This is a genomic window from Variovorax sp. (assembly GCF_965279555.1).
In the GTDB taxonomy this organism is placed as follows: Bacteria; Pseudomonadota; Gammaproteobacteria; order Burkholderiales; family Burkholderiaceae_C; genus Variovorax.
Genome location: NZ_OZ257247.1, coordinates 578,842 through 600,249, shown reverse-complemented (window position 1 = coordinate 600,249; position 21,408 = coordinate 578,842). Strand labels below are relative to the sequence as shown.

The 21,408-nt window shown below is 67.2% G+C and carries 27 protein-coding genes; 17 read left to right on the top strand and 10 right to left on the bottom strand.

From position 1 onward, the window contains the following. Position 1: 1 nt before the first annotated feature. On the bottom strand, positions 2-478 hold the full coding sequence (locus ACQY8B_RS03020; RefSeq protein WP_422085333.1) for an outer membrane protein assembly factor BamE: 477 nt from the start codon (positions 476-478) through the stop codon (positions 2-4). 69 nt (positions 479-547) lie between these two features. Between ACQY8B_RS03020 and ACQY8B_RS03015 the strand changes: the two genes are divergently transcribed. From ACQY8B_RS03015 to ACQY8B_RS02985, 7 genes are all read left to right on the top strand, one after another. Continuing rightward, complete coding sequence (locus ACQY8B_RS03015; protein WP_081265980.1) at positions 548-754, top strand: DUF3460 family protein; 207 nt, start codon at positions 548-550, stop codon at positions 752-754. A gap of 78 nt (positions 755-832) precedes the next feature. After that, entirely contained in the window at positions 833-1,669 is an 837-nt protein-coding gene (locus tag ACQY8B_RS03010; RefSeq protein ID WP_422085332.1) for a segregation and condensation protein A, read from the top strand. 2 nt (positions 1,670-1,671) lie between these two features. Further along, positions 1,672-3,264 (top strand): L-aspartate oxidase, encoded by a 1,593-nt coding sequence (gene nadB, locus ACQY8B_RS03005; protein ID WP_422085331.1) that lies wholly within the window; start codon positions 1,672-1,674, stop codon positions 3,262-3,264. A 68-nt stretch (positions 3,265-3,332) separates the two neighbouring features. After that, positions 3,333-4,226, top strand: a complete 894-nt coding sequence (gene panB, locus ACQY8B_RS03000; protein ID WP_422085330.1) for a 3-methyl-2-oxobutanoate hydroxymethyltransferase — start codon at positions 3,333-3,335, stop codon at positions 4,224-4,226. Between the two features lie 14 nt (positions 4,227-4,240). Next, positions 4,241-5,083 (top strand): pantoate--beta-alanine ligase, encoded by an 843-nt coding sequence (gene panC / locus ACQY8B_RS02995; RefSeq protein ID WP_422085329.1) that lies wholly within the window; start codon positions 4,241-4,243, stop codon positions 5,081-5,083. Next, complete coding sequence (gene queE, locus ACQY8B_RS02990; protein ID WP_422085327.1) at positions 5,080-5,718, top strand: 7-carboxy-7-deazaguanine synthase; 639 nt, start codon at positions 5,080-5,082, stop codon at positions 5,716-5,718. Before panC ends, queE begins: the two co-directional genes overlap by 4 nt. A 40-nt stretch (positions 5,719-5,758) precedes the next feature. Next, positions 5,759-6,121, top strand: a complete 363-nt coding sequence (locus tag ACQY8B_RS02985) for a 6-pyruvoyl trahydropterin synthase family protein (RefSeq protein WP_056578341.1) — start codon at positions 5,759-5,761, stop codon at positions 6,119-6,121. 6 nt (positions 6,122-6,127) lie between these two features. On the opposite strand, the gene nadA is transcribed toward ACQY8B_RS02985, so the two are convergent. The 6 genes from nadA to ACQY8B_RS02955 form a co-directional block, all read right to left on the bottom strand. Beyond that, the gene (gene nadA / locus ACQY8B_RS02980) at positions 6,128-7,252 is read right to left on the bottom strand and encodes a quinolinate synthase NadA (protein ID WP_422085326.1); all 1,125 of its coding nucleotides are present in this window, start codon (positions 7,250-7,252) and stop codon (positions 6,128-6,130) included. A gap of 10 nt (positions 7,253-7,262) precedes the next feature. Continuing rightward, the gene (gene nadC, locus ACQY8B_RS02975) at positions 7,263-8,141 is read right to left on the bottom strand and encodes a carboxylating nicotinate-nucleotide diphosphorylase (RefSeq protein ID WP_422085325.1); all 879 of its coding nucleotides are present in this window, start codon (positions 8,139-8,141) and stop codon (positions 7,263-7,265) included. A gap of 25 nt (positions 8,142-8,166) precedes the next feature. Beyond that, positions 8,167-9,201, bottom strand: coding sequence for an NAD(P)H-dependent glycerol-3-phosphate dehydrogenase (locus ACQY8B_RS02970; RefSeq protein WP_422085324.1), 1,035 nt, complete (start codon positions 9,199-9,201; stop codon positions 8,167-8,169). A gap of 24 nt (positions 9,202-9,225) precedes the next feature. Beyond that, positions 9,226-9,690: a protein-export chaperone SecB gene (gene secB, locus ACQY8B_RS02965; RefSeq protein ID WP_339092078.1), complete on the bottom strand. Its 465-nt coding sequence runs from the start codon at positions 9,688-9,690 to the stop codon at positions 9,226-9,228. A 127-nt stretch (positions 9,691-9,817) separates the two neighbouring features. Beyond that, on the bottom strand, positions 9,818-10,078 hold the full coding sequence (grxC, locus tag ACQY8B_RS02960; RefSeq protein ID WP_409196135.1) for a glutaredoxin 3: 261 nt from the start codon (positions 10,076-10,078) through the stop codon (positions 9,818-9,820). A 20-nt stretch (positions 10,079-10,098) separates the two neighbouring features. Further along, the gene (locus ACQY8B_RS02955; RefSeq protein ID WP_422089142.1) at positions 10,099-10,482 is read right to left on the bottom strand and encodes a rhodanese-like domain-containing protein; all 384 of its coding nucleotides are present in this window, start codon (positions 10,480-10,482) and stop codon (positions 10,099-10,101) included. A gap of 105 nt (positions 10,483-10,587) precedes the next feature. On the opposite strand from ACQY8B_RS02955, the gene gpmA reads away from it, so the two are divergent. The 3 genes from gpmA to ACQY8B_RS02940 all read left to right on the top strand — a co-directional run bounded on the left by gpmA (position 10,588) and on the right by ACQY8B_RS02940 (position 13,729). Continuing rightward, complete coding sequence (gpmA, locus tag ACQY8B_RS02950; RefSeq protein ID WP_422085323.1) at positions 10,588-11,331, top strand: 2,3-diphosphoglycerate-dependent phosphoglycerate mutase; 744 nt, start codon at positions 10,588-10,590, stop codon at positions 11,329-11,331. 103 nt (positions 11,332-11,434) lie between these two features. Continuing rightward, complete coding sequence (locus ACQY8B_RS02945) at positions 11,435-12,877, top strand: S41 family peptidase (protein ID WP_081266027.1); 1,443 nt, start codon at positions 11,435-11,437, stop codon at positions 12,875-12,877. Positions 12,878-12,964: 87 nt separating this feature from the next. Next, positions 12,965-13,729, top strand: a complete 765-nt coding sequence (locus ACQY8B_RS02940; protein ID WP_422085322.1) for a HesA/MoeB/ThiF family protein — start codon at positions 12,965-12,967, stop codon at positions 13,727-13,729. 7 nt (positions 13,730-13,736) lie between these two features. On the opposite strand, the gene ACQY8B_RS02935 is transcribed toward ACQY8B_RS02940, so the two are convergent. Beyond that, a complete protein-coding gene (locus ACQY8B_RS02935) occupies positions 13,737-15,758 on the bottom strand; it encodes an AsmA family protein (protein ID WP_422085321.1) in 2,022 nt (673 codons plus the stop codon). 236 nt (positions 15,759-15,994) lie between these two features. On the opposite strand from ACQY8B_RS02935, the gene ACQY8B_RS02930 reads away from it, so the two are divergent. Next, the gene (locus ACQY8B_RS02930; protein WP_422085320.1) at positions 15,995-16,390 is read left to right on the top strand and encodes a response regulator; all 396 of its coding nucleotides are present in this window, start codon (positions 15,995-15,997) and stop codon (positions 16,388-16,390) included. 40 nt (positions 16,391-16,430) lie between these two features. Here the strand turns inward: ACQY8B_RS02930 and ACQY8B_RS02925 are convergent, their stop codons facing one another. Beyond that, the gene (locus ACQY8B_RS02925; protein WP_007837167.1) at positions 16,431-17,063 is read right to left on the bottom strand and encodes a response regulator; all 633 of its coding nucleotides are present in this window, start codon (positions 17,061-17,063) and stop codon (positions 16,431-16,433) included. Positions 17,064-17,194: 131 nt separating this feature from the next. Between ACQY8B_RS02925 and ACQY8B_RS02920 the strand changes: the two genes are divergently transcribed. From ACQY8B_RS02920 to ACQY8B_RS02895, 6 genes are all read left to right on the top strand, one after another. Continuing rightward, on the top strand, positions 17,195-18,514 hold the full coding sequence (locus ACQY8B_RS02920) for a CHASE3 domain-containing protein (protein WP_422085319.1): 1,320 nt from the start codon (positions 17,195-17,197) through the stop codon (positions 18,512-18,514). A 195-nt stretch (positions 18,515-18,709) separates the two neighbouring features. Beyond that, complete coding sequence (locus tag ACQY8B_RS02915) at positions 18,710-18,874, top strand: DUF1328 domain-containing protein (RefSeq protein WP_081265997.1); 165 nt, start codon at positions 18,710-18,712, stop codon at positions 18,872-18,874. Positions 18,875-18,928: 54 nt separating this feature from the next. Further along, positions 18,929-19,303, top strand: coding sequence for a hypothetical protein (locus ACQY8B_RS02910; RefSeq protein ID WP_081265998.1), 375 nt, complete (start codon positions 18,929-18,931; stop codon positions 19,301-19,303). 35 nt (positions 19,304-19,338) lie between these two features. Continuing rightward, positions 19,339-19,722, top strand: coding sequence for a hypothetical protein (locus ACQY8B_RS02905; protein WP_422085318.1), 384 nt, complete (start codon positions 19,339-19,341; stop codon positions 19,720-19,722). Continuing rightward, the gene (locus ACQY8B_RS02900; RefSeq protein WP_422085317.1) at positions 19,709-20,212 is read left to right on the top strand and encodes a hypothetical protein; all 504 of its coding nucleotides are present in this window, start codon (positions 19,709-19,711) and stop codon (positions 20,210-20,212) included. The genes ACQY8B_RS02905 and ACQY8B_RS02900 overlap by 14 nt, the downstream gene beginning before the upstream one ends. Then, positions 20,209-20,769 (top strand): ferritin-like domain-containing protein, encoded by a 561-nt coding sequence (locus ACQY8B_RS02895; protein WP_422085316.1) that lies wholly within the window; start codon positions 20,209-20,211, stop codon positions 20,767-20,769. The genes ACQY8B_RS02900 and ACQY8B_RS02895 overlap by 4 nt, the downstream gene beginning before the upstream one ends. Before the next feature lie 92 nt (positions 20,770-20,861). On the opposite strand, the gene ACQY8B_RS02890 is transcribed toward ACQY8B_RS02895, so the two are convergent. Beyond that, a complete protein-coding gene (locus tag ACQY8B_RS02890; protein ID WP_422085315.1) occupies positions 20,862-21,380 on the bottom strand; it encodes a BON domain-containing protein in 519 nt (172 codons plus the stop codon). Positions 21,381-21,408: the final 28 nt, after the last annotated feature.

The following is a 21,408-nucleotide window of genomic DNA, read 5'->3' as shown; positions in this document are numbered from 1 at the left end:
ATCAGGGCGCCTCGGTGCCCCGGTCGGGCGACGAGCCGCTGCGCACCACGCGCTGGTCGTCATTGAGAGTGGCGGTGAAGACCATGGACGAGTTCGGCGGCTGCACCCAGCGCCATTCCCATTCGGTCTCGCGCCTGAGCGCGTAGGGCGTGACCTTGGCGGGCTTTCCGAGCATCTTGCGCAGGTCTTCCATCATCATGCCGGGCTGCACCCTGGCGAAGTTCTCGGGCGTCAGCACCTGGCGCAGCGCGCTCATCTTGCCGTCCGTGCCGATGGTGATCATGTAGTTCTTCTGGCCCTGTGGCTGGCGGTTGTATTCGAAGATGCGGCCGCGGTTCGGGCCGTCCCAGATGTTCTCGGGCTCGCCGAAACGGGCGCGCACGTCGGCTTCGGTGGCAACGCCTTCCTCGAGTTCGCTGATGTTCTTCGAGTCGCAGGCCGCGAGCCCCAATACGGCCGCCAGCAACGCCGATGCCATGCCGATCCGCCACCCTCTCCGATGCTTCATGCCGTCCCCGGTAAAATTCGCGCCATAAAGGTCCAGTCTATGTCCATCTTCCGCCGCCCCCACTACTCTTCCGAGATCACCAACTTCATCGAGGAGATGAAGGAAAAGAAGCCAACGCTGGAAGCCGAGCAGCGTGCCGGCCGCGCCCTGCTGTGGGACAAGCACCTCGACCGCAGCCTGCTCGAGGAATACAGCGAAGCCCGCGTTCCGATGCAGCCGTACGTCTACCAGACCCAGCCCAAGTAACTCATCAGTGACGCCAAATTGGCATCCAACGCCCGCCCGCATTGCGCCGACAGCTATTGAAATGATAGCGATCGACCGATGAACGGAGACGAGGACAACGGCACGCTGGTGGTCGCCATGCCCGACGTGGTCGACCAGGTCGCGCTCGCGAGGCTCTATGGCGAGCCGCTGTTCGCGATGCCGAAGGACCTGTACATCCCGCCCGAGGCGCTGCAGGTGTTCCTCGAGGCCTTCGAAGGCCCGCTGGACTTGCTGCTCTACCTGATCCGCAAGCAGAACTTCAACATTCTCGACATCCCGATGGCGGGGCTCACGCGGCAGTACCTGAGCTACGTCGACGAGATCCGCCAGACGAATCTAGAACTCGCGGCCGAATACTTGCTGATGGCCGCGATGCTGATCGAGATCAAGTCGCGCATGCTGCTGCCGCCCAAGAAGGTGGCCGACGGCGAGGAAGCCGAAGACCCCCGCGCCGAACTGGTTCGCCGCCTGCTCGAATACGAGCAGACCAAGCTGCAGGCCGCCGCCATCAGCGCCATGCCGACCTACGGCCGCGACTTCTGGAAGGGGCAGGTCTACATCGAGCAGTCGCTGAAGCCGCGCTTCCCCGACGTCGACGTGGCCGAGCTGCGCGACGCCTGGGCCGACATCATGAAGCGCGCCAAGCTCGTGCAGCACCACAAGATCTCGCGCGAGGAACTCAACGTGCGCGAGCACATGAGCATCGTGCTGCGCCACCTGCAGGGGCAGCGCTTCGTGGAGTTCGAGAAGCTGTTCGACGTGTCGCGCGGTGCGCCGGTGCTGATCGTCACCTTCATCGCGATGCTGGAGCTCGCGAAGGAGACGCTGATCGACATCACGCAGGCCGAGGCCTTTGCTCCCATCTACGTCAGGCTGGCCTACTCGCCAACTTAACGATGGCTCACCCCCAGTCTGCGCGCGACTTCGACGTCCTCATCGTCGGCAGCGGCCTGGCCGGCCTCTCGGCCGCGCTGCACCTGGCGCCCACGCACCGCGTGGCCGTGCTGACCAAGCGCGCGCTGAACGACGGCTCCAGCGCCTGGGCGCAGGGCGGCATCGCCGCGGTGCTGGCGGCGGGCGACAGCTTCGACGCGCACGTGGAAGACACGCTGGTGGCCGGCGCCGGCCTGTGCGATGTCGAGGCCACGCGCTTCGTGGTCGAGCATGCGCCGCAGGCCATCGGCTGGCTGCGCGAACTGGGCGTGCCCTTCTCGGAAGAAGATGGCGGCCTGCACCTGACCCGCGAAGGCGGCCACAGCCAGCGCCGCATCGTGCACGTGACCGACGCCACTGGCGCGGCAGTACAGCAGGTGCTGATCGAGCGGGTGCGCCGCACGCCGAACATCACGCTGTTCGAGCACCACACGCTGGTCGACCTGATCACCGGCCGCAAGCTCGGGCTCGCCGACCGGGCCTGCCAGGGCCTTTACGCGCTCGACGACCAGACCGACGAGGTGCTGGCCTTCAGTGCGCCGCACACCATCCTGGCCACCGGCGGCGCGGGCAAGGTGTACCTGTACACCACCAACCCCGACACCGCCACCGGCGACGGCATTGCAGCCGCGTGGCGCGCGGGCTGCCGGGTGTCGAACATGGAGTTCATCCAGTTCCACCCGACCTGCCTGTACCACCCGCACGCCAAGTCTTTCCTGATCAGCGAGGCGGTGCGCGGCGAAGGCGGGCTGCTCAAGTTGCCCGACGGCACCCGCTTCATGCCCAGGCACGACGAACGCGCCGAGCTCGCGCCGCGCGACGTCGTGGCCCGCGCCATCGACTTCGAGATGAAGAAGCACGGCCTGGACTGCGTGTACCTCGACATCTCGCACCAGCCGGCGGCGTTCCTGAAGGAGCACTTCCCCAACATCCTTGCGCGCTGCGCGGAGCTGGGCATCGACATCACGCGCGAGCCCATTCCCGTGGTGCCGGCCGCGCACTACACCTGCGGCGGCGTGCTCGGCGACCTGGGCGGGCGCACCGACGTGCCCGGCCTCTATGCCATCGGCGAGACCGCCTGCACCGGCCTGCACGGCGCCAACCGGCTGGCCAGCAACTCGCTGGTCGAATGCATGGTGTTCGCGCGCGCGGCCGCCGGTGCCATCGCCTCGGCACCGATGCGCGAGCGCGCCGATCTGCCGGCCTGGGACGACAGCCGCGTCACCGACGCCGACGAGGCCGTGGTCATCTCGCACAACTGGGACGAACTGCGCCGCTTCATGTGGGACTACGTCGGCATCGTGCGCACCAACAAGCGCCTGGAGCGCGCGAGCCACCGCATCGCGCTGCTGCAAGCCGAGATCCACGAGTTCTATGCGAACTTCCACGTCACGCGCGACCTGCTCGAGCTGCGCAACCTGGTACAGGTGGCCGAGCTGATCGTGCGCTCCGCGCAGGCCCGCCACGAAAGCCGTGGCCTGCATTTCAGCCGCGACTACCCCTCGCTCGCCGAGCGCGCTGCACCCACAGTGCTGGCGCCTGCGGCCGACCGTTAGACCCACCCGCTTCGTTTTCTTCACTCAAGGATGCCCGGCCACCGACGCCCGCAGGGAGAAACCCAACCATGTCGAACACCACACCCGCCAACGAAACGCCATCGGCCTCGCCCTACGGCACGCTGCCACCGGCCTCCCCGCCCGCATTGCGCAAGCCGGTGAGCCTGCCGCGCCTGGCCGACATGCACGCGCGCGGCGAGAAGATCGCGATGCTCACGGCCTACGACGCCACCTTCGCGGCCATGGCCGACGCGGCAGGCATCGACTGCCTGCTGGTCGGCGATTCGCTCGGCATGGTCTGCCAGGGCCTGAGCAGCACGGTGGGCGTGAGCCTGGAGGCCATGCGCTATCACACCGACAGCGTCTCGCGCGGCCTGCGCCGCGTGCAGGGCACGGCCTGGCTGATTGCCGACCTGCCCTTCGGCAGCTACCAGGAGTCGCGCGAACAGGCGCTGCGCAGCGCCACGGTGCTGATGCAGGCCGGCGCGCACATGGTCAAGCTCGAAGGCGGCGGCTGGACCGCAGATACGGTGCGCTTCCTGGTCGAGCGCGGCATTCCGGTGTGCGCCCACCTCGGGCTGACACCGCAGACGGTGCACGCGCTGGGCGGCTACCGCGTGCAGGGCAAAGGCGACGCCGCCGGCGCGCTGCTGAAGCAGCAGGCCCATGCGCTGCAGGAAGCGGGTGCGGCAATGCTGGTCCTCGAGATGGTGCCGGCCGCGCTGGCCGCCGAACTCACCGCCGAGCTCAAGCACTGCGCCACCATCGGCATCGGCGCCGGCCGGGCCACCGCCGGGCAGGTGCTGGTGTTGCACGACATGCTGGGCATCAACCTCGGGAAGATGCCGAAGTTCGTGCGCAATTTCATGGCCGATGCGCCGGGCGTGCTGCCCGCGCTGAAGGCCTATGTGCATGCCGTAAAGGACGGCAGCTTCCCCGACGACCGACTCCACGCCTGGTAAAGGAAACCGCTTCCGTGTACATCGCACACACCATCGAAGAACTGCGCGGCCTCCTGTCCGCCAGCAAGCGCCCCGCCTTCGTGCCCACCATGGGCAACCTGCACGACGGCCACATCGCGCTGGTGAAGCAGGCCAGGCCGCTGGGCGACGCCACGGTCGCCAGCATCTTCGTGAACCGGCTGCAGTTCCTGCCGCACGAAGACTTCGACACCTACCCGCGCACCTGGGACAGCGACTGCGAGAAGCTGCGCGCAGCCGGCTGCGACGTGCTGTTCGCCCCCACCGAGAAGGTGCTGTACCCGGAGCCCCAGACCTGCAAGGTGCACCCCGACCCGGCGCTGGCCGACATCCTCGAAGGGCACTTTCGCCCCGGCTTCTTCATCGGCGTGTGCACGGTGGTGATGAAGCTCTTCCAGTGCGTGCAGCCGCGCGTGGCGGTGTTCGGCAAGAAGGACTACCAGCAGCTGCTGATGATCCGCCACATGGTGCGGCAGTTCGCGCTGCCCATCGACATCGTGGGCGGCGAGACCTTCCGCGCCGACGACGGGCTGGCGCTGTCGTCGCGCAACGGCTACCTGAGCAAGGACGAGCGCGCGGAGGCCGTGCAGCTGTCGAAGGCGCTGCGGGCCATGGCCGAGGCGGTGCGCGAGGGGGAGCGCGATTTGGCCGCGATAGAAGCGCGGGCAATGCAGTCGCTGGCACAGCGCGGCTGGCAACCGGACTATCTTGTGCTGCGGCGCCGTTCCGACCTGCAGGCGCCGTCCGCCGGGGAACCGCTCGTGGCACTGGCCGCGGCGCGCCTTGGCAGCACGCGGCTGATCGACAACCTGGAGATCGAGGCTTTCGCAACGCCATGAGCTACAGCGTCAAGGAAATCTTCTACACCCTGCAGGGCGAAGGCGGCCAGGCCGGCATGCCGGCCGTGTTCTGCCGATTTGCCGGCTGCAACCTATGGAGCGGCCGCGAGGAAGACCGGGCGTCCGCCGTCTGCCGCTTCTGCGACACCGATTTCGTCGGCACCGACGGCACGCTGGGCGGCAAGTTCAAGACCGCCGACCTGCTGGCCGACACCATCGCCGCGCAATGGCCCGCCGACGATGCCGATCACCGGCTGGTGGTGCTCACCGGCGGCGAACCGCTGCTGCAGGTCGATGCGGCACTGGTCGATGCATTGCATGCTCGGCGCTTTCGCATCGCGGTGGAGAGCAACGGCACGGTCGAGGCACCCGAGGGCATCGACTGGCTGTGCATCAGCCCCAAGGCCGGCGCGCCGTGGGTGCAGCAGCGCGGCCAGGAACTGAAGCTGGTGTGGCCGCAGGCCGAGTTCGACCTCGACACGATGGCACGCACGGGCGAATTCACGCACCGCTTCCTGCAGCCGATGGACGGGCCCGACCGGGTCGCGAACACCGAGCTTTGCATTGCCGAATGCATGAAGCAGCCCGCATGGCGGCTCAGCGTGCAGACCCACAAGATCACCGGCATCCGCTGAAGCGGCCGCCTCTTTTTTTCTCCGAGTTTCTTTTTTGACGATGCGCTTCACCATCAGCCAACGCTTTTTCTTCGACGCCGCTCACACGCTGAAGCGGGAGATCGAAGTCGAAGGCAGCCGCCGTATCCACGGCCACACGTACCACGCGGAGGTGTGGCTTGCCGGGGAGCGCGATCCGGTGACGGGCATGGTGATCGACCTGGGGCTGCTGCGCCGGCGCCTGGAAGACGTGCGCGAGCAGCTCGACCATCACCTGCTGGACGACGTGCCAGGGCTGCATCCGCCGACGCTGGAGAACCTTTGCGTGTTCATTGCGGAGGCGTTGCCGGATTTGAGGGCGTCGCTGGCAAGGGTGCGGGTGTGGCGCGAGGCGCTGGGGGACAGCTGCACCGTGGAGTTCTAGGCGGGTTCAGGCAGCGCCGATGCCAGCTACCAAACTACCTGGCGCCTGCCCATTCTTCAGCCCCGCCGTAAACGCCAGCATCCGATCAATCGGCACCCGCGCCCGCAATCCCAGCGCCGGATCGACATGGATCTCGCCCGCGCCCGTTTCCAGCGCGTTCGCCAGTTCCACCAGCCCGTTCATCGCCATCCATGGGCAATGAGCGCAGCTCTTGCAGGTGCCGCCGTTGCCCGCCGTGGGTGCTTCGATGAAGGTCTTGCCGGGATTCAGCGTGCGCAGCTTGTGCAGCATGCCGCTGTCGGTGGCGACGATGAATTCGCTCGCATCCATGCGCTGGGCGGCGTTCAGGATGGCGGAGGTCGAGCCCACCGCATCCGCCAGCGCGATCACGTCCGATGGCGACTCGGGGTGCACCAGCACCCTGGCCTTCGGATGCTCCTTCATGAGCAGTTCGAGCTCCAGCGCCTTGAACTCGTCGTGCACGATGCAGGCGCCGTTCCAGCTCACCATGTCCGCGCCGGTCTGGCGCCGGATGTAGTCGCCCAGGTGGCGGTCGGGGCCCCAGAGAATCTTCTGCCCCGCCGCGTGCAGCGCGTTCACCACGTCGAGCGCGCAGCTCGAGGTGACGAGCCAGTCGGCACGCGCCTTCACGGCAGCGCTGGTGTTGGCGTAGACCACCACGGTGCGGTCGGGGTGCTGGTCGCAGAAGGCGCTGAACTGCTCCACCGGGCAGCCCAGGTCGAGCGAGCAGTTCGCGTCCAGGTCGGGCATCAGCACGCGCTTTTCGGGCGACAGGATCTTCGAGGTCTCGCCCATGAAGCGCACGCCCGACACCACCAGCGTTTGCGCGGCATGGTCACGGCCGAAGCGCGCCATCTCGAGCGAATCGCTCACGATGCCGCCGGTTTCCTCGGCCAGGTCCTGCAAGTCGGGGTGCACGTAGAAGTGCGACACCATCACCGCGTTGCGTTCGCGCAGCAGGCGGCGGATGCGCTCCTTCAATGCAATGCGCTCGTCCGGCGAAGGCTCGGGCGGCACACGGGCCCAGGCGTGGCGGGTGTCGCAGACGGAGCCCGCCTGCGATCCGGCGGGCTGTTCGTAGTCGACGTCGATGACGGAAGCGGTCGTCATGGGGGGAAGCTCAGTTGTCCTGAAAGCGCATCGAATAGTCGACGGCTTTCACGTCCTTGGTCAATGCGCCGACGGAAATACGGTCGACGCCGGTCTCGGCCAGGGCGCGCAGGCCTTCGAGTGTCACGCCACCCGAGATTTCCAGCACGGCCTTGCGGTCGTCGCCCACGGCATCGTTGATGCGCACGGCTTCGCGCAGCGTGGGCAGGTCCATGTTGTCGAGCAGCACCATGCGCGCGCCGGCTTCCAGCGCCTCGTGCAGCTGGGCCAGCGTCTCCACCTCGACCTCGACGAAAGCGGCCTGCGACGCCACCGGCGCGACCGCACGCAGCGCCGCGGCAACGCCGCCGGCAGCGGCAATGTGGTTTTCCTTGATGAGCACCGCGTCGTACAGGCCGATGCGGTGGTTCAGGCCGCCGCCGGTGCGCACCGCGTACTTCTGCGCCAGGCGCAGGCCCGGAATGGTCTTGCGCGTGTCGACGATGCGCGCTCGCGTGCCGCGCACCGCGTCGGCATAGAGGGCGGTCTTGGTGGCGACCGCGCTCAGCAGTTGCAGGAAGTTGAGCGAGGTGCGTTCGGCCGTCAGCAGCGCGCGGGCCGCGCCTTCGATTTCGAGCACGACCTGGTCGGCCGCGCAGCGCTCGCCCTCGGCGCAGCGCCACTCGATGCGCACCTCGGGGTCGAGCTGCCGCAGCGTGGCCTCGACCCAGGGGGCGCCGCACACCAAGGCGGATTCGCGCGCCAGCACGCGGGCGCGGGCCCGGCGGGCGGGATCGACCAGCGACGCGGTCAGGTCGCCGTCGGCAACGTCTTCTTGCAACGCACGAGCGGCATCGGCGCGGGCCAGCGCGGCCACGGCCAACGCTGAAAAATCAAAGCGAAGGCTCATGGCTCTTTCTGTCTTCAGTCTTTTTTCAGGAGGAATGACGGGGGGACGGCGCGGGCGGCACGGATTCCGGCACCGGGTCGCGGCCGGTGAGCGACGCGACGGCGTCCTGCGGGCCCACGCGGCCGTCGAGCAGCGCAACCACGCTCTCGGAGATCGGCATCTCGATGCCGAGGCCGCGCGCGCGCTGCACCACGGTGCGGGCGCAGTAAACGCCCTCGGCCACATGGCCCAGCGAATCGACCGCCTGGGCCAGCGTGCGGCCCTGGGCCAGCAGCAAGCCGACCTTGCGGTTGCGCGACAGGTCGCCGGTGGAAGTCAGCACCAGGTCGCCCAGGCCGGAAAGCCCCATGAAGGTCTCGGCGCGGGCGCCGAGCGCCAAGCCCAGGCGCGTCATTTCGGCGAGGCCGCGCGTGATGAGCGCCGCGCGGGCGTTGAGCCCGAGCGCGAGGCCGTCGCACAGGCCGGTGGCGATGGCCAGCACGTTCTTGACGGCGCCGCCCACTTCCACGCCCACGATGTCCTCGTTGGCATAGACGCGCAGCGCCGGTCCGTGGAAAGCCTCGACGAGCGCATCGCGCACGGCCGCATGGGGGCTGGCGGCCACCAGCGCGGTCGGCCGCCCTTCGGCGACCTCCTGCGCGAAGCTGGGGCCGCTGAGCACGCCCGCGGCCAGGTCGGGCGCGACCTGCGCCCATATCTCGTGGGCGAACAGGCCGAAGGATTCGGGAGAGGTGTCGAGCGCGGGCTCCACGCCCTTGCACAGCCAAGCCACCGGCGCGGTCGTGCCGCGCAGTGCGACGAGCTGTTCGCGCAGGGCGGCCATGGGCGTGGCCACGATGACGAGGTCCGCGCCGGCCCGTGCCTGGCCGATGTCGCCCGCGCGCACGGCGAGCGAGGCCGGCAGTGCCAGCCCGGGCAGGTAGCGGGTGTTTTCTCGCGCCTTAGAAATGGCGTCGGCCTGGGCCGCGTCGCGGGCCCAGAGCGTGACCTCGTGGCGGCCCGCCGCGTTGACAGCTACCGCCGTGCCCCAGGCACCGGCGCCATGAACGCAGATCTTCATCGGCGTTGGCGGCGTCGTGCCGGCTTACTGTGCCAGGGTGGGCGCGGCCTGGCCGGCGGCCTGTGCCTGCTGCTGCTCGTACATCGCCTGGAAGTTGATTTCGGCGAGGTGCACGGGCGGGAAACCGCCACGCTGGATCACGTCGGCAACGTTGCCGCGCAGGTACGGGTACACGATTTGCGGGCAGGCGATGCCGAGGATGGCGCCCATCTGCTCTTCGGGCAGGTTGCGGATCTCGAAGATGCCGGCTTGCTTGGCTTCGACCAGGAACACGGTCTTGTCCTGGATCTTGGTCTGCACGGTGGCCGACACGGTGATCTCGAAGATGCCGTCGGCCACGGGCTGGGCGTCCACGCCAAGCTGGATGTCGACGGTGGGCTGTTCCTGCTCAAGCAGGATGGCGGGCGAATTGGGTTGTTCGAGCGACAGGTCCTTGAGGTAGACGCGCTGGATCTGGAAGACGGGATCTTGGGCTTGCTGGTCGGCCATGGCTGAACTTTCGAGGATCAAAACAATGCCCGCCGGGGAGAGGTTCCCGCAGCGGGCTGCAGATGAATAGGCGAATGATTATCGCCCGACGCCCGGGTCGCTCCTGCGACGCCGGTGGCTTTCTGTTTCAGGCGCCCTGCAGCAGGGGCACGAGGCCGCCGCGGCTGTCGAGGGCCATCAGGTCGTCGCAGCCGCCCACGTGGGTGTCGCCGATGAAGATCTGCGGCACCGTGCGGCGCTGGGTGATTTCCATCATGGTGCTGCGGGCCTGGGGGTCGGTGTCGATTCGGATCTCTTCGATCTGCTCGACCCCCTTGGACTTGAGGATTTGCTTCGCACGCGTGCAGTAGGGGCAAACGGCGGTGGTGTACATCTTGACTGCTTGCATACTATTCATCTCGGGGAGGTTCAGGCCTTTTCAACCGGCAGATTAGCCTCTTTCCAGGCCTTGAGCCCGCCAGCCACGGCTTGGGCCTGCTCGTAGCCCAGCTTCTTGGCCATGGCCACGCCGCGCTGGGCGCGGGCGCCGGTGGCGCAGACCAGCAGCAGCGGCACGTTCTTGTTCTTGACCGCGCCGGTCAGCTTTTCCTCCAGCTGGTTCAGGGGCACGTTCTTGGCGCCGATCATGTGGCCGGCGGCAAACTCTTCGGGTTCGCGCACGTCGACCAGCACGGCACGCTCGCGGTTGATGAGTTGCACGGCGCCCTGCGCGGTGAGCGTTCCGCCGCCCGCCCCCCGCACCAGCGGCCAGGCCAGCATGGCACCCGAGCTGAGCGCGATCAGGATCAGCATCCAGTTCGCGGTGACGAATTCGATCAATTTCACGGGGGTTCCTTGAATGGCAAACCGGGGATTTTAGAATGCGAGGTTTCGCAAGCGCAGCCAAAGGCCTCCCACATGCACAAACTGGTATTGATCCGTCACGGTGAATCGACCTGGAATCTTGAAAACCGCTTCACCGGCTGGACGGACGTCGACCTCACCGAGACCGGCGTGGAGCAGGCCAAGCAGGCCGGCCGGCTGCTCAAGGCAGAGGGCTACGACTTCGACGTCGCCTACACGAGCGTTTTGAAGCGCGCCACCCGCACCCTGTGGCACACGCTCGACGAACTCGACCGCACTTGGCTGCCGGTGGTGCATTCCTGGCGCCTCAACGAGCGCCACTACGGCGGCCTGCAGGGCCTGAACAAGGCCGAAACCGCCAAGAAATACGGCGACGAGCAGGTGCTGGTCTGGCGCCGCAGCTACAGCACCCCGCCGCCGCCGCTGGAAGCCAACGACCCGCGCAGCGAACGTTCCGACGTGCGCTACGCCAAGCTGTCGCCCGAGCAGATTCCCCTGACCGAATGCCTGAAGGACACTGTCGCCCGCGTGCTGCCGTTCTGGAACGAATCGATGGCGCCGGCCATCCGCGCCGGGCGCCGCCTGGTGGTGGCAGCCCACGGCAACTCGATCCGCGCTCTCGTGAAGTACCTGGACGGCATCTCCGACGACGCGATCGTCGGGCTGAACATCCCGAACGGCATTCCGCTCGTCTACGAGCTGGACGACGATCTCAAGCCCCTGCGCCACTACTATCTCGGCGATGCCGCCGCAGCCGAAAAGGCCGCCGCCGCGGTGGCCTCGCAGGGTAAAGGCTGAAGAAACCCTCTCCTGCCGGCCCATTCGTGGAACCCCGGCAGGCAATTTGCTTCCAAGCTGTGTATATTGGTTCGACAGCCGCCGACAAGGACAACCACTCATGATGGGCCAGAAACTGAAGATCACCGGCTGGGTCGCCGCCGGCGCCGTTGCAGGCGTCCTGACCACCGTCTCGTTGCAGACAGTCGCACGCGGTTCGCTTGCGCCACTGCCGCTCGAGGAATTGCAGCAGCTCGCTGCCGTCTTCGGCATGGTCAAGAGCGACTACGTCGAGCCGGTCGACGAGAAAAAGCTCATCTCCGATGCCATTTCCGGCATGGTCGCCGGCCTCGACCCGCATTCCCAGTACTTCGACAAGAAGTCCTTCAAGGAATTCAGGGAAGGCACGACCGGCCGATTCGTCGGCGTGGGCATCGAGATTTCCCAGGAAGACGGCCTGATCAAGGTCGTTTCTCCCATCGAAGGCTCCCCGGCCTTCCGCGCCGGCCTCAAGCCCAATGACCTGATCACCAAGATCGACGACACCGCCGTGCGCGGCCTGTCGCTGAACGAGGCGGTCAAGCGCATGCGCGGCGAAGCCAACACCAAGGTGCTGCTGACCATCTTCCGCAAGGACGAGAGCCGCACCTTCCCGGTCACGATCACGCGCGAGGAAATCCGCACGCAGTCGGTGCGCGGCAAGATCATCGAACCCGGCTACGGCTGGATCCGACTGTCGCAGTTCCAGGAACGCACCGTCGACGACTTCGTCAAGAAGATCGACGAGATGTACAAGGAAGACCCGAACCTCAAGGGCCTGGTGCTCGACCTTCGCAACGACCCGGGCGGCTTGCTCGACGCGGCGGTGGCTGTGTCGTCGGCATTCCTGCCCGAGAACGTCACGGTGGTTACCACCGACGGCCAGCTGGCCGAAAGCAAGTCGATCTACAAGGCGGCGCCGGAGTTCTACCAGCGCCGTTCGGGCAGCGATCCGCTGCGCAGCCTGCCCGCGGCTCTGAAGACAGTTCCGCTGGTGGTGCTGGTGAACGAAGGCTCGGCCTCGGCCAGCGAAATCGTCGCCGGCGCGCTGCAGGACCACAAGCGCGCCACCATCATGGGCAGCCAGACCTTCGGCAAGGGCTCGGTGCAGACGGTTCGCCCGCTCGGCCCGGACACCGGCCTGAAGATCACCACGGCGCGCTACTACACGCCAAGCGGCACCTCGATCCAGGCCAAGGGCATCGTGCCCAACGTGCTGGTCGACGAAAGCGCCGAGGGCAGCCCCTTCGCCGCCCTGCGCATGCGCGAGGCCGACCTCGAGAAGCATCTGGCCAGCGGCCAGGGCCCCGAAGTCAAGGACCCGGAACGCGAAAAGGCCCGCGACGAAGCCCGCAAGCGCCTCGAGGAAGAAGCCAAGAAGCCGCCGCAGGACCGCAAGGTGCCAGAGTTCGGCACCGACAAGGACTTCCCGCTGGTGCAGGCGCTCAATCGCCTGAAGGGCCAGCCGGTGCTCGTGAGCAAGACGCAGGTCATTGTCGACAACAAGGAAGAAAAGAAAGAGAACTGAGCTGGATAAGCCTGGTTTTCTTTCAGGAATACCGCGGAACCGGCTTTGCCGGGCCGCTGGTATTGCCCCCGGTGGGGGTGGGCGAGCATGAACGACCACGAGCTGCTGCGCTACTCGCGCCATATCCTTCTCGAGGAATTCGGCATTGACGGCCAGGAGCGCGTCAGTGCCGGACGGGTTCTCGTGATCGGCGCCGGAGGGCTGGGCTCGCCGGTGGCGCTCTACCTTGCCGCGGCAGGGGTCGGCCACATCGTGCTGGTCGACGACGACGAAGTCGATCTCACCAATCTCCAGCGCCAGGTGGCTCACACGCATGCGCGTGTCGGGCGCTCCAAGGTCGAATCCGCCGCGCAGGCCATGCGCGACATCAACCCGAGTATTTCCATCGAGACGCACGCCGTGCGCGCCGACGAGGCATTGCTGTCCCGCTTGGTCAGCCAGGCCGACGTGGTGGTCGACTGCTGCGACAACTTCGCCACCCGGCAGGCCGTCAACCGTGCCTGCGTGGCTCATGCCAGGCCGCTGGCGGCAGGCGCGGCAATCCGCTTCGACGGGCAATTGAGCGTCTACGACACGCGCGACGCGACGTCTCCCTGCTACGCCTGCCTGTTCCCACCCGATGCAACTTTCGAGGAGACGCGCTGCGCCGTGCTGGGGGTATTCGGCCCGGTGGTGGGGACGATCGGCACGCTGCAGGCCAGCGAGGCGCTCAAGCTGCTCGCGGGCATCGGTCCGTCATTGGCGGGCAAGCTGTTGATGTTCGACGGGCGCAGCACCAGCTTCGACACCTTGAGGGTCGCGCGCGACCCGCACTGCAGCATCTGCGCGCAGCGCCCCCCTCCCTCCGCCTAGAACCCGTTCAAGGCTGCTTCACAGGCTGCTTGGCACCCTTGGCCCTGGCGGCACCGTTGGCCGCAGCCCCCGCCGTCGGGCGGTTCGCATCGCCCAGCACGCCCTTGCAGTCGGCGTCCTCGCCCGGCCCGGTCTCGATGGTCGCGGCCAGTGCCAGCAGAGGGTTGATGGCCCCCAGCGCCAGCGCGGCCAGCCCCCGTTCTGCGAGCGGCGCCACCTGCAGGCCGCCCTTGGGCTCCCCGAAAGTGCCACCCACCACCAGGGGCGTGCGGATCGACAGGATGTTCTTGCTCTTCGGCTCCGGACGGATCACGAAATCCAGCCCTTCTGTCGCGAGGTTGGCCTGGCCGGTGGCGGTGAATACCGCGTTGGTCGTGTCCACCACCAGCGTGCGTCCGGTCATCACTCCCTTGTTGACGTCGAATGCCAGGGCCGCGCAGCGCAGTTCGACGTTGCGATCGCCGCGCAGCAGGAACTTGATGATGTCCCCGCCCACCAGCGTCGCGAACACCGGCAGCAGGTTGCCGAACTGGCCACGACCCGAAATCACCGCCACATCGCCGGAGACGCCCCCCAGCCAGTTGGCCACGGTACTGCCCGAGCCCGAGAGGTTGATGCGCCCGTCCAGCCGCCCCACGCTGTTGCCGGTGGTTTCCAGCTTGGGGAACAGGCGGGCCAGTTGCATGGCGCGCATGTCCAGCGACGCACGGATGTCGGCCGGGTTCTTGGATGCGTCGATGCGGATCGCCCCACCCAGCTTGCCGCCGGCCACGCCCAGGTCGAGCGGGTCGAGCGTGAGCACGCCGCTGTCCAGCTTCACCTGCACGCTGCCGCGGTCAAGCGGGATGTCGCGCACGTTCTGGATGCGGTCGGCGGTGTATTTCACGTCGGCATTCATTGCGCGAAGGCGCTCGAAATCAAGCGGCGCGGTGGGCAGCACCTTGCCGCCCGCCCGCTTGACCTGCGTCACGGTCGGCGGCGGAGCCACGCCCTCCACCGTGTTGGCGGTACGCGCCGTGGGCGGCAGGCCGATCAGCGGGCCGAGGTCGTCCATGTCCATCACGCGCGAGCGCAGTTCGCCCGACAGATACGGCAGCTTGCCGGACTGCTCGAAACGCATGTCGCCGGCAATGTCGGACAGGCCCAGCTTGCCCTTGAGGCCGGCCACGCCCCAGAGCGTGCCGCGCTTGCTCAGATCGCCGCTCAGCGCATAGGGCGAGGTCTGCGGCAGCGCAATGCCCAGCAGCGGGAACAGCGCGCCCAGCGTCTGGCCCTTGAGCTCGAACTTGGCGTCGATGCCGTCGAGCCCCGACAGCTCAGCCACGGTGCCGGCCGCCTTCAGCTGGGTCTGGCCGGCCGCCGCGTTGATTTCCAACGGGAACGGCGGTGCGCCGGCGGCGTTGATCTGGAGCACATTGCCGGTGCGGCCGGTGGCGGTCAGCGGCTGGCCCTTGTAGCGGCCCTTGATGCGGTAGTTGAGCGGCATTTCGCCGCGGCTGGTGTCATAGCTCAGGTCGGCATGCAGGTCGACGCCCAGGTGCTTGGCCAGAAAGTCGACGGCCCCGGTGTCGACCTGCAGCAGGCCGATGCTCGGCACCGTGCCGGAGTCGGAGGTGTCCTTGCCCAGCGCCCACGTGCGGCGGCCGTCCTGCTCCATCTGCAGGCCGACCGTGGGCGAGAACAGCGCAAGGCGCGGAATGTTCACTTTGCCGGCCAGGAGCGGCCAGATGCGAATGTCGAACTCTGCGCGGTCCGCCTTCACCAGATAGGGGTCGCGGGCCCAGGACGGATTGGCGAATTCGATGCCGTCGAACTTGACGGTTGCCTGCCGCAGCCCGAGGTTCACGTCGAGCCGGCGCGTGATCTCGAACTTGCGGCCGGTCTTCTCGCTCACGTAGCGGTTGACCGGCTCGCGCAGCACGTCCCACGGGAAGAACGCCAGCACGATCACCAGCACGGCCAGCAGCAGCACGAGGAAAGCCAGCGACTTCTGCCAGACGGGCCGGGAGCGAAAGATGTTCGTTGCCATGTTCAATGGGATACCTTGGGTACGGCCCGTCCAGGGTCGGCAGGAGACCGCAGAAACCGTGCGGCATGGCCTACGGCGAAGCTTTGCGGATGCATCGTCGGAACCCGCCTACAACACCCGGTCCACGAAGCTTGCATGATGCGCGACAAGAAGGCCTCAGTGTCCACTTGCAGGCATTCCCGCAGGCGGGGGCGCTTCGAATGCTCCTGCCAACGTAAGAGGAAGCGCGGTTCGGCATGGATCCCAGATTGCAGACTTACGTCGTCGAAGACAACCTCACGATCCGTGAAAACCTTATTGGAACTCTGGAAGAGCTCACCTGCGCCACCGTCGTCGGCTTCGCCGAGACGGAAAGCGGCGCGCGCGAATGGCTGCGGGACCACGTCGGCGAGTGGGACCTCGCCATCGTCGATCTGTTTCTCAAGCAGGGCAGCGGCCTGGGTGTGCTTCAGGCCTGCCAGGCACGCAGCCCGAACCAGAAGGTGGTGGTGCTCAGCAACTACGCCACGCCGGACATCCGCCGGCGCTGCGCCGAGTTCGGGGTCGACGCGGTGTTCGACAAGTCGAACGAAATCGACGCGCTGGTCGACTTCTGCCTCGTGCAGGCGAACGCATTGCGTGCCGCGGGCTGAAGACGCCGCGTGGGGCGCCCTCCCCCCTGCGCTGCCGGTCTCAATCGATCAGCTTGTTCTTCAGCGCGTAGTACGTCAGGTCGCTGTTGGAGGAGAGGTTCATCTTCTCCATCAGGCGCGTGCGGTAGGTGCTGACCGTCTTCACGGACAGCGACAGCGTCTTGGCGATGTCGCCGGCGGTCTCGCCCTTGGCCAGCTTCAGGAACACCTGGAATTCGCGCTCCGACAACTGCTCGTGCGGCGCGGCGTCGTCCTTGCGGTCGAGCTGGCGGGCCAGCAGTTCGGCCACGGCGGGCGTGATGTAGCGCCGGCCCAGCGAAATGGTGCGGATGGCGTTGACGATCTCGATGGGATCGCACTCCTTGTTGAGGTAGCCGCTCGCGCCCTGACGGATCAGGTTCATCGCGTAGTGCTCCTCGGGGTAGCCGCTCAGGATCAGGATGCCCACGTCCGGCGCCTTGGCGCGGATCATGGCGAGCGCATCGATCCCGCTTTGCCCCGGCATCGAAAGGTCCATGACCAGCACGTCCAACTCCGTGGTGCGTACCAGTTCGATGGCTTCACGCCCGCTGGCCGCTTCACCCGCCACGCGCAGGTCCACGTGTTCGGAGAAGAACTGCCGGAGGCCGGATCGCACGATGGCGTGGTCGTCCACAATTCCGATTTTGATCATCTGTTACTTTCGTCGTTGTGTTGCGCGCATGCGGGCCGCAACATGCCGGGTCCCTGATTGTTGTCAATTATTCACGAACTTGCGTAGCAAGCAGCCCTGAAAGTTTCATGCACTGGTTAGCCCCTCCAAGAATGGCCGTGAGCCTGCTGCTCGCGGCGCTGGCCGCGCTGGCCCTCGTCGGTATCAACGAGGCCGGCTACCGGCAGTCCAGCCGCGCCCTCGCCGACATCGAAGAGGCGCAGCAGGTGCGCAGCACGCTCAACCAGATCCTGCAGAACATGCTGGACGCGGAAACCGGCCAGCGAGGCTACCTGCTGACCGGCGAGGCGAACTACCGACAACCCTACGACACCGCGGTCAAGCAGGTCGACGGCAATCTCGCGACGCTGCGCCGGCTCTACGCCGGCCGGCCGGCCGAGCTCACCCAATTGACTGAACTCTCCAAGCACGTGCTGCGCAAGGTGGCCGAGATGGACATGAGCGTGCGCCTGCGCCAGGACGGCAAGGAGGACGCCTGGAAGTTCGTCATCACGACCGACGTGGGCCGCGAGGAGATGGATTCGATCCGCGCCACGGCGGGCGAACTGGTCAGGATCAGCAACGACACGCTGCACCAGAGCCAGGCGCAGGTGCTCAAGTCGCTGCGGCTGGCACGCATAGGCACCGCCATCGTGGCGCTGGCCGCGCTGATCGCCTTCTTCCTGTACCTGCGGCAGACGCACGCGCTGCGCTCCATCGGCGAGCGCCAGCAGGAAACCCTTCAGCGCGAGCGCAATGCACTGGAAGACGAGGTGCGAGAGCGCACTGCCTCGCTGGCCGAACTGGCCACCCACTTGCAGGACGTGCGCGAAACCGAGCGCGGCTACCTCGCGCGCGAGCTGCACGACGAGCTGGGCTCGCTGCTCACGGCCGCCAAGCTGGACGTGGCGCGCCTGAAGTCGCGGCTGGCGGACGCGCCCGACGCCATCCAGCGGCTGCAGCATCTGACCGAACTGCTCAACAGCGGCATCGCGCTCAAGCGCCGCATCATCGAGGACCTGCGGCCTTCGTCGCTGTCGAACCTCGGGCTGGTCGCTTCGCTGGAGATCCTGGGGCGCGAGTTCGCCGAGCGCTCGGGCCTGCAGATCGAGATGGCGCTGGAGCCCGTGACCATGGACGAGTCGCGCCAGCTCACCATCTACCGAATGGTGCAGGAAAGCCTGACCAACATCGGCAAGTACGCGGAGGCCAGCGAGGCCACCATCGTCTTGAAGAACTACGAGAACCACGTGATCGTGGAAGTGGCGGACAACGGCAAGGGCTTCGACACCCTGCGCACGCGCCCGTCGACGCACGGCCTCGCGGGCATGCGGCATCGCGTGGAGGCCGCGCGCGGCAAGCTGACGGTCTCGTCGACACCCGGCCAGGGCACGCGCCTGAGCGCCATGCTGCCGGTGGTGCGCCCCGCCTGAGGCTGGCGCCGCCCTCGGCCCGGCCGTCTACTCGGCCATCTCCTACGCACCCCGCCCCCGACCGCTGACAGGTCCGGGCCAAGGGGGCACTTAAGGTTGCTCCTGTGCCATTCGCAGCTTCCTGACTCCCTCGTTTCGAAGCCCGCGGATGTGCCGTTTTTCAAAACAACGAGGGAAGCCTCGAAGGAGTTCCACATGCTGCATTACGCCGTGGTGTTTCTGGTCATCGCGCTCATCGCCGCCCTGTTCGGGTTCGGCGGCATCGCCGCCAGCGCGGTCGGCATCGCCAAGATCCTGTTCGTGATCTTCGCCATTCTTGCCATCGCAAGCTTCCTGGGCGGCTTGCTCCGACGCAAGTAGCGTAGTTACGATAAACAGGCTCCCGCATTTCATCTTCCCGGAAAGGACTTTCACATGAACACGACCAAGACTCCCTCGCAGCTCGCCGACGACGCCCGCCAGACCGCCAATGAAGCGGTCGAAACGACCCGCGCCTATGCACAGAATGCGGTGAATGCGGCGGGCGAAAAGGTCCGCGAACTGCGCCGCGACGCCGAACCGGCCGTCGAGCAGCTCGCAGCCCGTGTGCAGCAAGCCGTCCAGCGCGGCCTGGACGCAGCCTCCACCACCAGCGCACGCGCCCAGCGCCGCATCGAGCAGGCTGCCGACGTCACCGGCCGCTACATCTCCGACCAGCCCGTGCGTTCGGTGCTGATCGCCGCCGCAGCCGGCGCCGCCATCACCGCGCTCATCGTGCTGGCCAGCCGCCGCAGCCGGGACGACTACTGATCCGCTGAGCGTTCGTTCCACCGATTCCCGGCACCATGCTTCATCCGATTTTTTCCACGGTGCTCGGGCATCCGGAACTCGTCGCTGAACACCTCGCCAACTATGCCGCCCTCGTCCGCCAGGAAACTGCGCAGGCGGGGCGCGGCCTCGTCGCCCGCATCGTCGCGGGGGTGCTGGCCGCGGCCAGCGCCATGCTGGCCCTCGGGCTGATCGGCGTGGCCGTGCTGCTGGGCGTGCTGCACGGCAGCTTTCACTGGGTGCTCGTGGCCGTACCGGCCGTGGCCGTGGTGATCGCGGCGTTCTGCGCCTGGTACGCGACGCGCCCCAGCCCGAGCCACGGTTTCGACGACCTGCGCTCGCAACTCGAGGCCGACCTCCAGGCCTTGCATGACGCCGGAGCCCATCATGGCCAGCGCTGAACGCACACCCCTGACCCCGCAGCAACGCCTGGCCCTCTCGCGCCGCGCGCTGGTGCGGCAGCTCAACGGCGGCGGCGAAGACACGCACGACGCGTTTCTGAATCACGCCCCCGCGAGCGACCCGGACGACGATCTGGAATACGAACACCACGACGCCGCGCTAGCAGGTCGCGCGGACCGCTCCCCGAGCTTCGGCGGCGTCTGGTTGCCGCTGGGGCGCAGCATCGTGCAGCGCTGGTGGCGCCGCCACCCCGCCCATGCGGCAGGACAGCTGGCCCGGCCGGTGCTCGAGCACTACGCCCGCAAGCAGCCCGCCAAGCTGATGGCCATTGCCGCGGCCACCGGCGCGGTGCTGGTACTGGTGAGGCCGTGGCGCCTCTTGTCGGTAACGGCTGTGCTGGCTGCGGTACTGAAGACATCCGACGTGGCTGACGTCGTCAACACGTTGATGCAGAAGAACACAAGCCCCCCACGAAAGGATCCTCCATGAAAGCCGATGTTTCCTCATCCAGCAAGGCCACGGAACACAAGCACCTGGTGCTCGACCAGAGCGGCCTGGATGCCGCGCGCAACAGCCTGGACGACGGTGCCGTCACGCCCAGCTACGGCCCCTGGCGCGACGACGTGGTCAAGCTGCTGAACGACGCGCTGGCCACCGAACTGGTCTGCGTGCTGCGCTACAAGCGCCACTACTTCACCGCCAACGGTGTGGAATCTCCGGCCATCGCCGACGAATTCCTGGTGCATGCGAACGAAGAATCCGGCCATGCCGACCGCATTGCCGAGCGCATCGTGCAACTGGGCGGCGAACCCGACTTCGCACCCAATCACCTGCTGGAGCGCAGCCACGCGGCTTATGACGAATCCACCGACCTGCAGTCGATGGTGCGCGCCAACCTGATTGCCGAGCGCATCGCGGTCGAGTCGTACCGCCAGATGATCGCCCTGATCGGCGACAAGGACCCGACCACCCGCCGCATGCTCGAAGACATCCTCGCCGACGAGGAAGAGCATGCCGACGAGCTGAAGGACTGGCTCGGGCACTGAGCACACCTGATCTCTCGGGGCCCTGAAAAGGGGTCCGCAAAAGAAAGAGCCCGGAACTTCCGGGCTCTTTCTTTTGCGGCGAATCGCGGGAATCAGCTCTTCACTTCAAGCTGGTTGTCCACAGACGTCACGCCCTGCACGCCCTTGGCGATCTCTTCTGCCCGTGCCTTCGCGGCGGCAGTGGGCGCCGGGCCCTTCAGGCTCACGGCACCGCCCTTGGTGTCGACATTGATCTTGATGGCGCTCAGGTCCGGGTCCTTCGCCAGGCCGGCGGAAACCGAGGCGGTGATGGCGGCATCGTCGACCTTCGCGCTCACGGCGGCACCCGCCTCCTTGGCGGCTTCGGTGACGTTGGCCACGCCCTGCTTGACCTCTGCGGTGGTGCCGGATGCGTCGACCTTGGCCTTGGCTTCGCGCACGGCCTCGCCGGTCTTGGCGGCGGCGGTATCGGCAGCCTGCTCGGTCTTGGCGACGGCGCTGTCGAGCTTCTCGCCCGCGGTGCGATTGTCCGACTTGTCGCAGGCGGCCAGCGTCAGCGCGGCGCCCGCCACCAGCACGGCAAGCCATGCGCGCGAATGCGGCATGGTGGCGGGTTCTGGATGCTTGTTCATTTGATTTCCTCCGTTCGCTCTCTGCAAA